Annotated in this window: 13 protein-coding genes; 6 read left to right on the plus strand and 7 right to left on the minus strand. The window is 66.9% G+C overall.

Going from position 1 to position 13,711, the window contains the following annotated elements; translation table 11 throughout:
• Positions 1-165: 165 nt before the first annotated feature.
• The 6 genes from mltG to ACXN5S_RS18745 all read right to left on the minus strand — a co-directional run bounded on the left by mltG (position 166) and on the right by ACXN5S_RS18745 (position 5,877).
• Complete coding sequence (mltG, locus tag ACXN5S_RS18720) at positions 166-1,332, minus strand: endolytic transglycosylase MltG (protein ID WP_458607001.1); 1,167 nt, start codon at positions 1,330-1,332, stop codon at positions 166-168.
• A complete protein-coding gene (gene fabF / locus ACXN5S_RS18725; protein ID WP_458607002.1) occupies positions 1,332-2,591 on the minus strand; it encodes a beta-ketoacyl-ACP synthase II in 1,260 nt (419 codons plus the stop codon). The genes mltG and fabF overlap by 1 nt, the downstream gene beginning before the upstream one ends.
• Positions 2,592-2,993: 402 nt before the next feature.
• Entirely contained in the window at positions 2,994-3,227 is a 234-nt protein-coding gene (locus ACXN5S_RS18730) for an acyl carrier protein (protein WP_163891702.1), read from the minus strand.
• A gap of 180 nt (positions 3,228-3,407) precedes the next feature.
• A complete protein-coding gene (fabG, locus tag ACXN5S_RS18735; RefSeq protein ID WP_458607003.1) occupies positions 3,408-4,145 on the minus strand; it encodes a 3-oxoacyl-ACP reductase FabG in 738 nt (245 codons plus the stop codon).
• Positions 4,138-5,100 carry an ACP S-malonyltransferase gene (fabD, locus tag ACXN5S_RS18740; RefSeq protein WP_458607004.1) on the minus strand — a complete coding sequence of 321 codons (963 nt, stop codon included), beginning with the start codon at positions 5,098-5,100 and terminating at the stop codon, positions 4,138-4,140. Before fabD ends, fabG begins: the two co-directional genes overlap by 8 nt.
• A gap of 123 nt (positions 5,101-5,223) precedes the next feature.
• On the minus strand, positions 5,224-5,877 hold the full coding sequence (locus tag ACXN5S_RS18745) for a hypothetical protein (protein WP_458607005.1): 654 nt from the start codon (positions 5,875-5,877) through the stop codon (positions 5,224-5,226).
• Between the two features lie 261 nt (positions 5,878-6,138).
• Here ACXN5S_RS18745 and rpsF point away from each other — a divergent pair, with 261 nt between their 5' ends.
• The 4 genes from rpsF to ACXN5S_RS18765 all read left to right on the plus strand — a co-directional run bounded on the left by rpsF (position 6,139) and on the right by ACXN5S_RS18765 (position 8,747).
• Positions 6,139-6,507, plus strand: a complete 369-nt coding sequence (rpsF, locus tag ACXN5S_RS18750) for a 30S ribosomal protein S6 (protein WP_458607006.1) — start codon at positions 6,139-6,141, stop codon at positions 6,505-6,507.
• A 22-nt stretch (positions 6,508-6,529) separates the two neighbouring features.
• A complete protein-coding gene (gene rpsR, locus ACXN5S_RS18755; RefSeq protein WP_458607007.1) occupies positions 6,530-6,757 on the plus strand; it encodes a 30S ribosomal protein S18 in 228 nt (75 codons plus the stop codon).
• Between the two features lie 10 nt (positions 6,758-6,767).
• Positions 6,768-7,385, plus strand: a complete 618-nt coding sequence (rplI, locus tag ACXN5S_RS18760) for a 50S ribosomal protein L9 (protein ID WP_458607008.1) — start codon at positions 6,768-6,770, stop codon at positions 7,383-7,385.
• 297 nt (positions 7,386-7,682) lie between these two features.
• A complete protein-coding gene (locus tag ACXN5S_RS18765; protein ID WP_458607009.1) occupies positions 7,683-8,747 on the plus strand; it encodes an HWE histidine kinase domain-containing protein in 1,065 nt (354 codons plus the stop codon).
• Here the strand turns inward: ACXN5S_RS18765 and ACXN5S_RS18770 are convergent.
• Positions 8,744-9,991, minus strand: a complete 1,248-nt coding sequence (locus ACXN5S_RS18770; protein ID WP_458607010.1) for an Hsp70 family protein — start codon at positions 9,989-9,991, stop codon at positions 8,744-8,746. The genes ACXN5S_RS18765 and ACXN5S_RS18770 overlap by 4 nt on opposite strands.
• A gap of 154 nt (positions 9,992-10,145) precedes the next feature.
• On the opposite strand from ACXN5S_RS18770, the gene ACXN5S_RS18775 reads away from it, so the two are divergent.
• The gene (locus ACXN5S_RS18775) at positions 10,146-12,113 is read left to right on the plus strand and encodes a bifunctional 2',3'-cyclic-nucleotide 2'-phosphodiesterase/3'-nucleotidase (RefSeq protein WP_458607011.1); all 1,968 of its coding nucleotides are present in this window, start codon (positions 10,146-10,148) and stop codon (positions 12,111-12,113) included.
• A 128-nt stretch (positions 12,114-12,241) separates the two neighbouring features.
• Positions 12,242-13,540 carry a PQQ-dependent sugar dehydrogenase gene (locus ACXN5S_RS18780; protein WP_458607012.1) on the plus strand — a complete coding sequence of 433 codons (1,299 nt, stop codon included), beginning with the start codon at positions 12,242-12,244 and terminating at the stop codon, positions 13,538-13,540.
• Positions 13,541-13,711 lie beyond the last annotated feature (171 nt).

Below are 13,711 nucleotides of genomic sequence, written 5' to 3' on the forward strand. Positions count from 1 at the left end.
TTTGCTCCCCCGGGCGCGGCCCGGGGATGTGCCTCAAACGAAAAGAGGGGGCCACATTCGGCCCCCCTTCGTTGTTCTTATTGCGCAGAGTATTCCGCTTTTTTCTTCGAAAAGTCAATGTGTTGCGCCCTGCCCTGCGCGCTGTGGCGCAGGGCGGCGTTAACCTCAATCGTCTCCGCTCGTCGCCTGTTCGGCCTCGATCTGCCGCCAGCGGGCGACATTGGCGTTGTGCTCATCGAGCGTCGCGGCAAAGGCGTGCCCGCCCGTACCGTCGGCCACGAAGAAGATGTAGTTGCTGTCGGCCGGGTTCAGCGTCGCCTCGATGGCGGCGCGGCCAGGGTTGGCGATGGGTGTCGGCGGCAGGCCGTCGATCACATAGGTGTTGTAGGGCGTCTCGCCGCGCAGCTCGCTCTGCCGCAGGCCCCGGCCAAGCACGCCGCGCCCTTCGGTGACGCCGTAGATCACCGTCGGGTCGGTCTGCAGGCGCATGCCCTGGATCAGCCGGTTCTCGAAGACAGAGGCCACCATGGGCCGCTCTTCGGGCACGCCAGTCTCCTTCTCGACGATGGAGGCTAGGATGAGTGCCTCTTCCGGCGTCGCAATCGGCAGCCCGTCTTCCCGCTCGGCCCAGGCGGCGGCGAGGATGGCGGCCTGCGAGCTTTGCGCGCGCTCCAGCACGCTGGCGACGCTATCGCCGGGCACGATCTCGTAGCTGTCGGGAGCGAGCATGCCTTCGGGTGGGATATCCTCCACCGGCTCGCTCAGAACCTCTACGGCGTTCAGGCCCTGCACCACCTGCCAGGAGGTCAGGCCCTCGGGCAGCACGACGCGGTAGCGCGTGTCGGCGGCCTCGCGGATGCGGGTGTATTCCTCGGGGGCTTCGGCTTGGGCCGCCGGGTCCCATTCCGCGACTTCCTCGAAGCGGCTCGTTTCGGGGTCTAGCTCGCGCACCTCGGCGAGCAGGCCGGTGAGGCCGACGCGGTAGACGATCTCCGTCCCGCAGGTCGACTGGCCGCCGCGGGTGACGATGTCGAGGATCTGCTCCATCGATGCGCCGGCGGGCACGAGGAAGGCGCCGGCCTTCAGGTCGGAGGCCTTGTCGGAATAATCGGCGCCGATCCGGTAGATGGCGGCCGAGCTGATGGCGCCCTGCTGGGCCAGATCGTCGCTGACCCGGCGCATGTTGCTGCCCGAGGGCACGCGCAGGCAGATCGCCGTCTCCAGCGGGCCTTCAGTGCGGTATTCGTTCGCGCCCCAGCTGATGATGCCGCCGAGCAGGAAGAGGACGACGATGAACAGCGTCAGTGCGTTCGACGCGATGCCCTTCCACATCAGTCGGTTTTCCCGAAGATCACGCTGGCATTGGTGCCGCCGAAGCCGAAGGAGTTCGACAGGGCGTAATTCACCTGCCGCTCGACTTTCTTGTTGGGCGCGAGATCGACTTTCGTCTCAACCGCAGGATTGTCGAGGTTGATCGTCGGCGGGCAAACCTGGTCACGGATCGCGAGGATCGAGAAGATTGCCTCGATGGCGCCGGCAGCGCCGAGCAGGTGGCCGGTCATCGACTTGGTAGACGACATCGTCACACTGCCGGCCGCGTCGCCGAGCAGCCGCTCGACAGCGCCGAGCTCGATGGTGTCGGCCATCGTCGAGGTGCCGTGGGCGTTGATGTAGTCGATCTGGTTGGCCAGCAGGCCGGCGTCTTCCAGCGCGGCCTTCATCGAGCGCTCACCGCCATTGCCGTCCTCAGAGGGCGCGGTGATGTGGTAGGCGTCGCCCGACATGCCATAGCCCAGCACTTCGCCATAGATCTTGGCGCCGCGCCGCTTGGCATGCTCGTATTCCTCGAGGATCACCATGCCGGCGCCCTCGCCCATGACGAAGCCGTCACGGTCGGCATCCCACGGGCGCGAGGCGGCCTTGGGGTCGTCCTCGCGCTTGGTGGAGAGGGCCTTGCAGGCGTTGAAGCCGGCGATGCCGATCTCGCAGATCGCCGCCTCGGCGCCGCCAGCCACCATCACGTCGGCCCGGCCGAGCTTGATCATCGTCGCGGCGTCGCCAATGGCATGGGCCCCGGTGGAACAAGCGGTGACGACCGAATGGTTCGGCCCCTTGAAGCCGTAGCGGATGGAAACCTGGCCCGAGATCAGGTTGATCAGCGAGCCGGGGATGAAGAACGGCGAGACGCGGCGCGCCCCCTTCTCCTTGATCTGAACGGCGGTCTCGGCTATCCAGTTCAGCCCGCCGATGCCGGAGCCGATGAGCACGCCGGTGCGCAGGCGGTCTTCCTCGTCCTCGGGCATCCAGCCGGAATCTTCGACCGCCTGCTGGGCGGCGGCGATGCCGAAGAGGATGAAATCGTCGACCTTCCGCTGATCCTTCGGAGCCATGTAGGTATCGGCGTTGAAGGTGCCATCGCTGCCATCGCCGCGCGGGACCTCGCAGGCATATTTCGTGGTGACGCCAGAGGCGTCGAACCGCGTGATGGGGCCGGCGCCAGACTGGCCGGCGAGCAGCCGCTCCCAGCTGGCTTCGACGCCATCGGCGAGCGGGGTGACAAGGCCTAATCCGGTGACCACGACACGGCGCATCTGCTCTCTCCCACGTGTTTTTCGTTGGCTTGGTCTCTACCCCAGGGGCAAAGAGGGGGGCAAGGGCCGGAAGGCCCTTGGGGCTTGCGGGGCGGCGAGCTTCTGGGCGACCTGGGGGGCACCTGGCCGCTCTTTGCCCCGGGCGGGATCAAGGGCTTCAGCTCGCCTCGCGAGCGCCTACCCGTCCCCACGGGCTGGCGCTCTGGTGAAGGAAGCGCGCAGCTCCCCGCTAGGAGGGTCGTTGCGGCATAAATCGCGGTAGCGGCACCGGAGTGGCGCCCACCCTCGGGCCGGCGTGCGACGTTGGCACATTTGGCTGGCAGGATAGACGAAGCCCCGCCCCTCAAAGCAAAAGCGGCGCCCAAAGGGGCGCCGCAAACACTCGAAATTCCGACAGGTGCCTTACTGGGCGCCCTCGATGAATTTCACCGCATCGCCGAAGGTCTGGATGGTCTCGGCGGCGTCATCGGGAATCTCGATGCCGAACTCTTCTTCGAAGGCCATAACCAGTTCGACGGTGTCCAGACTGTCGGCGCCCAGATCGTCGATGAAGGAGGCGTTCTCGGTCACCTTGTCTTCTTCGACACCGAGGTGCTCCACAACAATCTTGCGCACGCGGTCAGCGACGTCGCTCATAACTATCCCTCACGTTTCGGGCCATTGCCCTGCTCTATAGCCCTTGTCGGGCGGTTCTGACAGCCCCGTTAACCGGGCTCAACTACGGGCCGGCGGTGAACCGCCCCGCGAAATCTCGTCGGCCTATAGCAGAGTTTCAAGGGCAGGCAAACGCTTTCGCGACAGCCTGTAAACGCCCTTTCAGAGCATCGCCATGCCGCCATTCACGTGCAGGACGGTACCGGTAACATAAGCCGCTTCCGGGCTGGCGAGATAGAGAACGGCGGCCGCGATTTCCTCTGGCGTACCCATGCGGCCCAGCGGAATCTGCCCCAGAAGGCCGGATTGCTGCTCTTCGTTCAGCTTGTCGGTCATGGGCGTGGCAATGAAGCCCGGCGCCACGGCATTCACCGTGATGCCACGCGTTGCCACCTCATAGGCCAGCGATTTGCCAAAGCCGATCATGCCAGCTTTTGCCGCGGCGTAATTCGTCTGCCCGGGATTGCCGAGCGCGCCGACGACGGAAGAGATGTTGATGATCCGGCCCCAGCGCGACTTCATCATGCCGCGCACCGCGCCCTTGCACAGGCGCATCGTGGCATTGAGGTTGACGTCGAGCACGCTCTGCCACTCGTCTTCGCTCATCCGCATGAAGATATTGTCACGCGTGATGCCGGCGTTGTTGACCAGAATGTCGAGGCTGCCCATCGCCTCGGCCGCCTGCTTCGGTAGGGCTGTCACGGCGTCGACATCGCTGAGGTTGCAGGGCAGCACATGCGCCCGCTCGCCGAGCTCGGCGGCCAGCGCCTCCAGCGGCTCGGTGCGCGTGCCGGAGAGGCCAACGGTGGCGCCCGCCTCGTGCAGGGCCCGCGCGATCGCGGCGCCGATGCCGCCGGATGCGCCGGTGACCAGGGCCGTCTTGCCGGTAAGATCAAACATCGCTCGCCTCTTTCTTTTCCGTCAGGCTTTCCACTGTCGCCGACACGTCTTCCGGCGTGCCGATGGTACGGGTCTGCATTTCCTTGGCGATCCGGCGGATCATGCCGGTCAGCGCCTTGCCCGAGCCGATTTCCCAGCTCTCGGTCACGTCATTCTCCGCCATCCACATCACGCTCTCGCGCCAGCGGACAGAGCCGGTGACCTGCCGCACGAGGAGGTCGCGGATCTCGCTGGGGTCGGTGACGGGCGCGGCGGTGACGTTGGCGATCACCGGCACGGCGGGGGCCTTCAGCTCGACCGCCGCCAGCGCCTCGGCCATCCGCTCGGCGGCTGGCTGCATCAGCGAGGAATGGAACGGGGCTGAGACTGGCAGCGGCAGCGCGCGCTTGGCGCCGGCCTCCTTGCACAGCGCCATGGCCCGCTCGACGGCGGGTTTGTGGCCCGAGATCACGGTCTGCGACGGGTCGTTGTCATTGGCGGCCTCGCAGATGGCGCCCGCCTCGCTGGCCTCGGCGCAGATCTTCGCGACGGCATCGAAATCGAGCCCCAGGATCGCGGCCATGGCGCCCACCCCTTCGGGCACCGCCGCCTGCATCGCGTCGCCGCGGATGCGCAGAAGCCGGGCAGTGTCGGCAAGCGTTAGCGCGCCGGCAGCGCAGAGGGCGGAATATTCCCCGAGCGAATGCCCTGCCACCACGCCGGCGGCGCCGATGCTGGCGCCCTCGGCCTCGAGCGCCCGCATCGCGGCCATCGAGGTGGCCATCAGCGCGGGCTGGGCGTTGCGTGTGAGGGTGAGCGTGTCGGCATCGCCCTCCCAGATCAGGGCGGAGAGCTTTTCGCCCAGCACATCGTCGACCTCGTCGAAGACGGCGCGGGCGGCGGGATAGGCCTCGGCGAGCGCGCGGCCCATGCCTATCGCCTGGGCGCCCTGCCCCGGAAACACAAATGCGCGCATCTCATTCTCCCTGACCCGCCCCTGTCTGGCGTCCGGCCCCTCTAACCGAAGGCGCCGGGGCGGGCAAGAAAAGGCCACCGCGCGGGGGCGGTGGCCGGAAGTCCAGCAGGCGGCAGGAAAGGATCAGGCGGCGGGGCGTGCGAGCGGCGGCAGACGCATCTGGGCCGGGCTGTTGGCAGCCTCCGGCTGCCGGGGGCGCACCATCAGGTCGCAGCCGAGGCGGTCGCGCAGCGGCAGAAGCGTCTCCTCCGGGCCGGCGGCGACAATGATGACCTGCGCTGTATTGCCAAGGCGCAGCACGAGCTTGGCCTGCCCCCGGCAACCGCCGGCGCGGCGGGCCAGAAAGACGCCGCCGATGTCGCGAAAGGCATAGCGCGCTGTCAGCGTCGGCAGGCCGGCGCGGTTGCGGATGACTTCGCGGAGTTCGCCCTGCGCGATATCCACCTGCAGCTCGGCATCGGTACCCCGGCTGCCGAACCAGAGCAGCGATGAGCCGATGCCCGCCAGCACCAGCGAGGCGACGAGGCGGAAGGCGACGAGCGCCACCGAATCTTCCTGCAGCGGCACCAGCCAGAGCCCGGCCGTCATCGCCAGCCCGAAGATGCCGCAGAGGGTGGCGCCCATCTGCAGCAACTTCTTCAGCTTCGACAGCGGCGAGATCTGGCGGAGCACATATCCCCAATAGGCCTCTTCGATCCGGTAGGTCGCCTGCCTTTGCCGGCCGGCCGCCGGGGCCCGGCGGGATGAACGGAGGTTGGGCTGGGGAAAGGTGGTCATCACAGGGCCTGTCACTCGTCTTGTTGCCATGCAGGCTCTTCCCTGAATGCGGCGCAATCCGGGCGCGCCCATGGCCCGGCCGGGGTAATTCCTGAGCCTCTTGTGGCAGGCCCCGGCCCCGCCTTGCCTCACGCGCGCACATCTGTATAAGGCCACATCCTTCCGCGGATATTTTTAACCGCGCAGTCTCTCGTGGGGTGGGTGCGGAAGGTCTATAGGCCCCCCCTTTGAAATGCGCCGCGAACAGAGAAGTGGAGAGTCATGCCCCTTTACGAGCATGTCTTTATTGCGCGTCAGGATCTGTCCAACACGCAAGCCGAAGGCCTTATCGAGCACTTCGGCACGGTCCTTTCCGACAACGGCGGCAAGGTGATCGAGAACGAATACTGGGGCATCAAGACGATGGCCTACAAGATCAACAAGAACCGCAAGGGCCACTACGCCTATCTGCGCACCGATTCGCCGGCCTCCGCCGTGCAGGAGATGGAGCGTCTGATGCGGCTTCATGACGATGTCATGCGCGTGCTGACCATCAAGGTGGAGGCCCATGAAGATGGCCCCTCCGTCCAGATGCAAAAGCGCGACGAGCGTGACCGTGGTGATCGCGGCGACCGCCGCGAGCGTCGTTGATCTGAGAAGAGGAGCCTGACACATGGCCGCCAAACCGTTTTTCCGTCGCCGCAAGACCGATCCGTTCGAGGGTGAAGGCGCCCCCGTCATCGACTACAAGGATACGCGTCTTCTGCAGCGTTACATCTCCGAGCGGGGCAAGATCGTCCCCTCCCGGATCACCGCCGTCGGTGCCAAGAACCAGCGCAAGCTCGCCCAGGCGATCAAGCGCGCCCGGTTCCTGGCGCTGCTCCCCTACGCCGTAAAGTAAGGAGCAGGACATGGACATCATTCTGCTGGAACGCGTCGCTAAGCTCGGCCAGATGGGCGAAGTGGTGAAGGTGAAAGAGGGCTACGCCCGCAACTACCTTCTGCCGCAGGGCAAGGCGCTTCGCGCCAATGCCGACAACCTCGCCCGGTTCGAAACCGAGAAGGCGCAGCTCGAGGCCCGCAACCTCGAGACGAAGAAAGAAGCCGAGTCGCTGGGCGAAAAGCTCGACGGCGAGACCTTCATCATCATCCGCTCTGCCTCCGACGGCGGCGCGCTTTACGGCTCTGTCACCCCGCGTGACGCCGCCGAGGCCGCCACTGCCGAAGGCTACTCGATCGACCGCAAGCAGGTCGTCCTCTCCCCGATCAAGGAGCTGGGCCTGCACACGGTGACCGTCGTCCTCCACCCCGAGGTCGAAGTCTCGATCAAGCTCAACGTGGCCCGTTCGCCCGAAGAGGCCGAGCTTCAGGCCTCCGGCAAATCCATCCAGGAGCTTGCCGCCGAGGAAGAAGCCGCTGCCGAGTTCGAGATCGCCGAGCTGTTCGACGACATCGGCTCTGCCGGTGCCGACGATTACGGTGACGAGCAGCCGCGCGAGCGCCGCGAAGAGAGCGACGCCGAAGAGTAAGCGCGGACCCCCGCGCAACGAACGGGCCGTATCCTTGCCGGATGCGGCCCGTTTCGCTTTTTCCGCCCCCGCAGTCTCAAGGGCGGTTGAGGCAAGCCAGACCTCCCGGGCCACCCCCAATGTGGGGATTTCCGCCTGTTCCTCGTTGCTTATGCTGTACATCAGTCCCGCCGCTAAGTTCCCTATTGGCGCTGCCGTGCAGCCGTGCGACCATCAATTCATGCTACATGGGCGGACCTCCAAACCGTGCTGAGCCCCATCGATTCCAGACCTGCCTTCCTGCGAGCATCCGGCGAGATGCCCGCGGCCATTGCCGCGCACGACTGGGCGTCCACCCCGCTCGGGCCGATCGAGCAATGGCCGACCGTGCTGCGCGTCGTCGTCGGGCTTCTGGTCAACTCCGCCTTCCCCAAGTGCCTGTGCTGGGGCGACGAGCTGACGATGATCTACAACGACGCCTTCATCGATATCCTCGAAGGCAAGCACCCGTGCCTCGGCGAGCCGATCCTGGATGTCTGGGAGGAATCGGCCCATACACTCCGCCCCGTCATGATGGCGGCACTCGCGGGCGAAGCGGTGTTCATTGAGGATTTCCCGGTGGAGTCCAACCGCAGCGGTCAGATGGATACCGGCTATTTCACCTTCTGCTACAGCCCTGTGCGCGATGAAGACGGCGTGGTCCGCGGCCTGCTCGACACGGTTGTCGAGACCACCGACAAGGTGAAGGCCGAGCAGCTCGCCACCCTGCGCAACCGCGAGCTGGTGCACCGCTCGCGCAATGCCTACGGGCTGGTCTCTGCCCTGGTGAACCAGACGGTACGTGGCACCCATTCCGTTGAAGAGATCAAGTCGGCCCTGCAGCGGCGCATCACGGCGCTCGTGCGGGCGCAGGACGTGCTGATGGAAGCTCCCTCCTCCATGGGCACGCTGGAGACCGTGGCCCGCCGCGCCCTTGCGCCGTTCGACGATGTCTCCAGCCGCATCCACCTGAACGGCCCGGATGTGGTGATCAGTCAGGACCAGGTGACCACGCTCAGCCTCGCGCTGCACGAGCTGGCGACGAATTCCGTCAAATACGGCTCGCTCAGTGCTGAGGCCGGCGAGGTGCAGATCGACTGGAGCCTCTCCACCGGCAAGTCCGGCCCGCTCCTGCGGTTCGAATGGCGCGAAAAGAACGGCCCGCCCGTGACCGCGCCGAAGACGACGGGCTTCGGCAGCCGTATCATCGGCGAGGTGCTGCCCATGTCCTTCGGTGGTCAGGTCGATGTGGACTACGCCGAAGAGGGCCTGCGCCTGACGCTGATCGCCGAGATCAGCCGGCAGGATGGCGAGCAAGACGTCAGCAGCGTCCGCGTCGCTTAAGGCTCCCGCGCCGCCGCGATCGCCAGCCCGTCCGCTACGGCGGTGAACACCTCGCTGAACACATGCGCCGCGCCCGGCAGGGTTGCCTTCATCGTGCCGGCCACCTGGCCCAGCAGCGACGAGCCGCCCACATAGGTCACCTGCGTTACCGCCTCGGGCGGCAGCCCTGCCATCGCCAGCGTCTCCAGCGCCGCCTCGCGGATCTGCGCGGCGAAAGGTGAGAGGATCGTATGCAGGGCAACCCCGTCGATCTCCGCCGCTAGCTTCGGCTCGATGAAGCCGAGCTTCACCATACCGCGCCCGGCGCTGCCATTGGCCGCAATCTTGCCGGCCTCGACGGCGAAGGCGATGTCATGCCCCAGCTCACTGACGAGCACCTCCTCCAGCCGCTCGAGGGGCTGTGGGTCGACCGCCAGCACCCTCATTTCGCGCACCATCCGCAAGGTCTGCGGGCTGTAAAGGAAGGGGATCTTCTCCCATGTCGAGAGGTCCGCATAGATCGGCGTCGGCGCATCGAGCAGCCCCTCGCCCATCTCGCGCCGCAACTGCCCGCCACGCCCCAGCAGCGGCATCACCCGCTCGAAGCTGAGCGCCCGGTCGAAATCGGTGCCGCCGATGCGCACGCCGTGGCTGGCAAGGATGGTCACGCCCCCCTCGCCCGGCTCGTAGAGCGAGAAATCCGAGGTGCCGCCGCCGATATCCACGATTAGCCCGTAGCCGCCCTCCGGCGCGCCGCCGGCAATAGCCGCTGCCTCGGGCTCGGGCAGGAAGCGCACGCTCTCGAAGCCCGCCGCCTCATAGGCAAGGCGCAGATCTGCCTCGGCCTTCACATCCCGTTCGGGATCGTTCTGGTGAAAATGCACCGGCCGGCCGGAGAGCGCGTGACGTATCTCGCAGCCGAGCTCGGCTTCGGCAGCAAGGCGCAGCCGCTCCAGAAACCGCCCGATGATCTCTACGAAGGTCAGCCGCTCGTTGAGGATCTGCCGCGGCTCATGCATCAGGCTCGTGCCCAGCACCCGCTTCAGCGCCCGCATGTAGCGCCCTTCGCGCCCTTCGATCAGCGCCGCGCCGGCGGCATGGCCAAGCAGCGTCTTGCGGCTGTCGAAATCGAAGAAGAACGCCGTGGGCAGCGTCTGCTCACCCGGCTCGATCTCGATGAGATGCGGCTTGCCGTCTTTCAGCACGCCCGCGGCGGAGTTCGATGTTCCGAAATCCACGCCCAGCGTCACCCCTGACCCGCCCATGATGCCGCCCTCTGCGATATGCCCGAAAGGCGGGCGGAATAGGGGCGCCGGCTGGCAAGGTCAAGCCGATGCCGCGGGGGGGCCTGTATGACGATTGTCACATGCGCCTGTCAGGAGTCATTCTGAACGAACACACCTCCTGGGGAGACCTCACATGCCCATTCGACTGACACGCCGTGGCTTCATCGCCGGCACCGCCAGCCTCGCGGCGCTCCATCCGTTCTCTGCCCGCGCGCAAGCCGGCCAGGCGCATCTGCGCCTGATGGAGACGACCGATATCCACATGCACATCTACCCCTACGATTACTACGCCGACCGCCCCATCGACACGGCCGGTCTCGCCCGCACCGCCAGCCTGATCGAGGCGGTGCGCGCCGAATCGACCAACTCGCTCCTGCTCGACAACGGTGACTTCCTGCAGGGCAACCCGATGGGCGATTACATGGCCTATGAGAAGGGCATGGACGAGGGCACCGTCCACCCGATCATGAAGGCGATGAACACGCTGGGGTTCGACGCCGGCACGCTCGGCAATCACGAGTTCAATTACGGCCTGCCGTTCCTGATGAGCTCCGTCGCCGGCGCCAACTTCCCGATCGTTTCCGCCAACGTTGTCACCGCCATGGGCGCCACGCCGCCTGAGGATGAGACGCTGATTGCGCCCTACGTGATCCTCGACCGCGAGATCACCGACGGCTCCGGCGAAACCTTCCCGATCCGCATCGGCATCATCGGCTTCGTGCCCCCGCAGATCATGCAGTGGGACCGCGGCCATCTGGAGGGCGAGGTCGAGGTGCGCGACATCGTCAAGACGGCCGAGGCCTACATCCCCAAGATGCGCGAAGAGGGCGCCGAGATCATCGTGGCCCTCGCCCATAGCGGCATCGGCGCCCCCGAGTGGGAGGAGATGATGGAGAACGCCGCCATCCCCCTCGCCGAGCTGGACGGCATCGACGCCATCATGACCGGTCACTCCCACCTCGTCTTCCCGGGCCCCGACTACGCCGAGTGGCCGGGCGTGGATGTCGAGGCCGGCACCATCTCCGGCAAGCCCGGCGTCATGGCCGGCTTCTGGGGCAGCCACATGGGCCTCGTCGACCTGATGCTGGAGCGCGACGGCAATTCCTGGCGCATCGCCGGCAGCAGCGTCGAGGTGCGCCCGATCTCGATGCGCAACGAAGATGGCGACACGGTGCCGGCGGTCGAGAGCTACGAGCCGGTGCTGGACTCGGTCGAGCAGGAGCACGAGGAGACGCTGGAATACATCCGCCGCGCGGTGGGTGAGACCGATGCGCCGCTCTACTCATACTTCGCCCTGGTCGCCGACGATCCTTCGGTCCAGATCGTCTCCAATGCGCAGATGTGGTATCTGGAGCAGCAGCTCGCCGGCACCGAGTATGCCGATCTGCCGATGCTCTCCGCCGCTGCCCCCTTCAAGGCCGGCGGTCGCGGCGGCCCGGATTACTACACCGACGTCCCCGAAGGCCCGGTCGCCATCAAGAACGTGGCCGATCTCTACCTCTACCCCAACACCGTGCGCGCGGTGAAAATCACGGGCGCCCAGGTGAAGGACTGGCTGGAGCGGTCCGCCGGCATGTTCAACCAGATCACCCCCGGCGAGGAAGGCCAGGTTCTGCTGAACCCCGACTTCCCCTCCTACAATTTCGACGTGATCGACGGGGTAACCTACCAGATCGACCTCTCCGAACCCTCCAAGTTCGACCGTGAGGGCAATGTGGTGAACGAGGGCGCCAACCGCATCGTCAACCTTCAGTACGAGGGCGAACCGATTGACCCGGCTCAGGAATTCGTCGTGGCGACGAACAACTACCGTGCCTCCGGCGGCGGCTCCTTCCCGGGCGCCGACGGCTCGACGATCATCTTCGAAGGGCCCGACACCAACCGCGACGTGATCGTGCGCTACATCGTCGATCAGGGCACGATCAGCCCCTCGGCCGATGCCAACTGGTCCTTCGCACCGATGGAGGGCACGACCGTGCTGTTCGACACCGGCCCGGCCGGCGCCGACTACGCCAGCGAGGTGCCCGGCGTCACCATCGAGCCCACCGGCGAGACGACGCCGGAAGGCTTCGGCCGCTACATGATCCCGCTCGGCAGCTGACGGCCTGCAGAAACCCGGGGGCCGGCCACCGCGCTGGCTCCCGGGCGCTTCACAAACGCGGCGGAACCGGTCATGAGGGAAGCAACTCGTCTTTGACGTGCCCCCTTTTGACGCGAAGGAGCGCCGCCATGGCCTTTTCGAACATCGCTGCCCGTGCCGTCGCCGCCATCGGCGCCAGCGCCATCATGCTCCGCCGCTTCTCCGCCCATGAGGGCCCGGCGGCTATGGGCGGCGCGCCCGATATCCCCGAGGCGAAGCCGCAGCGGGTGATGACGCTGAAGATGCCCACCGCCCGCGGCTGGGTCGGCGATCACCGCCCGACACCGGCGCCCGGCCTCAAGGTCTCCGCCTTCGGCCGCGACCTGCGCCATCCGCGCTGGATCCATGTGCTTCCCAATGGCGACGTGCTGGTGGCCGAGGCCATTCCGGCGCGTGGCCGCGCCACCTCGGCCTTCGACTATGCCGCCAAGGTCACCATGGCCCGCGCCGGCGCCATGGGCGAAAGCGCCAACCGCATCACGCTCTATCGCGGCATCAGCGAGTTCGGCACGGCGGAGGAGCGCCACGTCTTCGCCTCGGGCCTCAACCAGCCCTTCGGCATGGCCCTGAAAGACGGCACCTTCTACGTCGGCAATACCGACGGCGTGGTGGCCTTCGACTACGAAGACGGCGCCACCGCCCTCACCGGCCCCGGCCGGCCCATCGCGAGCTTCAAGCCCGGCGGCCACTGGACCCGCAGCCTGATCCTCTCGCCCGATGGCACCAAGCTCTACGCCGGCGTCGGCTCGCTCTCCAACATCGGCGGCGATGGCATGGAGGTCGAAGAAGGCCGCGCCGCGATCCACGAAATCGATCTGGCCACCGGCGCGCAGCGCATCTTCGCCGGCGGCCTGCGCAACCCGGTCGGCACCGCCTTCACCCCCGACGGCACGCTCTGGACGGTCGTGAACGAGCGCGACGGCCTCGGCGACGAAACCCCGCCCGACTACCTCACTTCGGTGCAGGACGGCGCTTTCTACGGCTGGCCCTATTCCTACTGGGACCAGATCGTCGATGACCGGGTCGAGCAGAACCCGGCCCTCGTCGCCAGCTCCCTTACGCCAGACTACGCGCTCGGCGGCCACACGGCCTCGCTCGGCCTCTGCTGGATGCCCGAAGGCACCCTGCCCGGCTTCGGCCCCGGTATGGCCATTGGCCAGCATGGCAGCTGGAACCGCGCCACGCTCTCCGGCTACCGCGTCATCTTCGTCCCGTTCGAGGGCAGCCGCCCCTCTGGCCCGCCGCAGGACCTGCTGACCGGCTTTCTCTCCCCCGACGAGAAATACGCCTTCGGACGCCCCGTCGGCGTGCAGGTCGGCCCCGGCGGCGAGGGCCTCCTCATTGCCGACGACGTCGGCAACGTCATCTGGCGGCTGGTCGGCGCCTGATACCGCCCCCAACGTCGCTCCGCCCACCAGGCGCGCCGCCTCCTGTTCCCAGCCGAGCGCGGTCCGCCACCGCCCCCTCGTCTGTGCTCCTGCAAAATCCTCGGGGGGGCCGCCAAAGGCGGCGGGGGGCAGACAGCCCCCCTCCCCGGCCAGCCAGCCATGCGCCCCCCC

This window comes from Pseudoroseicyclus sp. H15 (assembly GCF_054353345.1).

What these genes read in the sequence shown, in the direction of transcription:
- mltG (WP_458607001.1), bottom strand. Translation starts at nt 1,332, where the DNA reads ATGTGGAAGGGCATCGCGTCGAACGCACTGACGCTGTTCATCGTCGTC.
- fabF (WP_458607002.1), bottom strand. Translation starts at nt 2,591, where the DNA reads ATGCGCCGTGTCGTGGTCACCGGATTAGGCCTTGTCACCCCGCTCGCC.
- ACXN5S_RS18730 (WP_163891702.1), bottom strand. Translation starts at nt 3,227, where the DNA reads ATGAGCGACGTCGCTGACCGCGTGCGCAAGATTGTTGTGGAGCACCTC.
- fabG (WP_458607003.1), bottom strand. Translation starts at nt 4,145, where the DNA reads ATGTTTGATCTTACCGGCAAGACGGCCCTGGTCACCGGCGCATCCGGC.
- fabD (WP_458607004.1), bottom strand. Translation starts at nt 5,100, where the DNA reads ATGCGCGCATTTGTGTTTCCGGGGCAGGGCGCCCAGGCGATAGGCATG.
- ACXN5S_RS18745 (WP_458607005.1), bottom strand. Translation starts at nt 5,877, where the DNA reads ATGACCACCTTTCCCCAGCCCAACCTCCGTTCATCCCGCCGGGCCCCG.
- rpsF (WP_458607006.1), top strand. Translation starts at nt 6,139, where the DNA reads ATGCCCCTTTACGAGCATGTCTTTATTGCGCGTCAGGATCTGTCCAAC.
- rpsR (WP_458607007.1), top strand. Translation starts at nt 6,530, where the DNA reads ATGGCCGCCAAACCGTTTTTCCGTCGCCGCAAGACCGATCCGTTCGAG.
- rplI (WP_458607008.1), top strand. Translation starts at nt 6,768, where the DNA reads ATGGACATCATTCTGCTGGAACGCGTCGCTAAGCTCGGCCAGATGGGC.
- ACXN5S_RS18765 (WP_458607009.1), top strand. Translation starts at nt 7,683, where the DNA reads ATGCCCGCGGCCATTGCCGCGCACGACTGGGCGTCCACCCCGCTCGGG.
- ACXN5S_RS18770 (WP_458607010.1), bottom strand. Translation starts at nt 9,991, where the DNA reads ATGGGCGGGTCAGGGGTGACGCTGGGCGTGGATTTCGGAACATCGAAC.
- ACXN5S_RS18775 (WP_458607011.1), top strand. Translation starts at nt 10,146, where the DNA reads ATGCCCATTCGACTGACACGCCGTGGCTTCATCGCCGGCACCGCCAGC.
- ACXN5S_RS18780 (WP_458607012.1), top strand. Translation starts at nt 12,242, where the DNA reads ATGGCCTTTTCGAACATCGCTGCCCGTGCCGTCGCCGCCATCGGCGCC.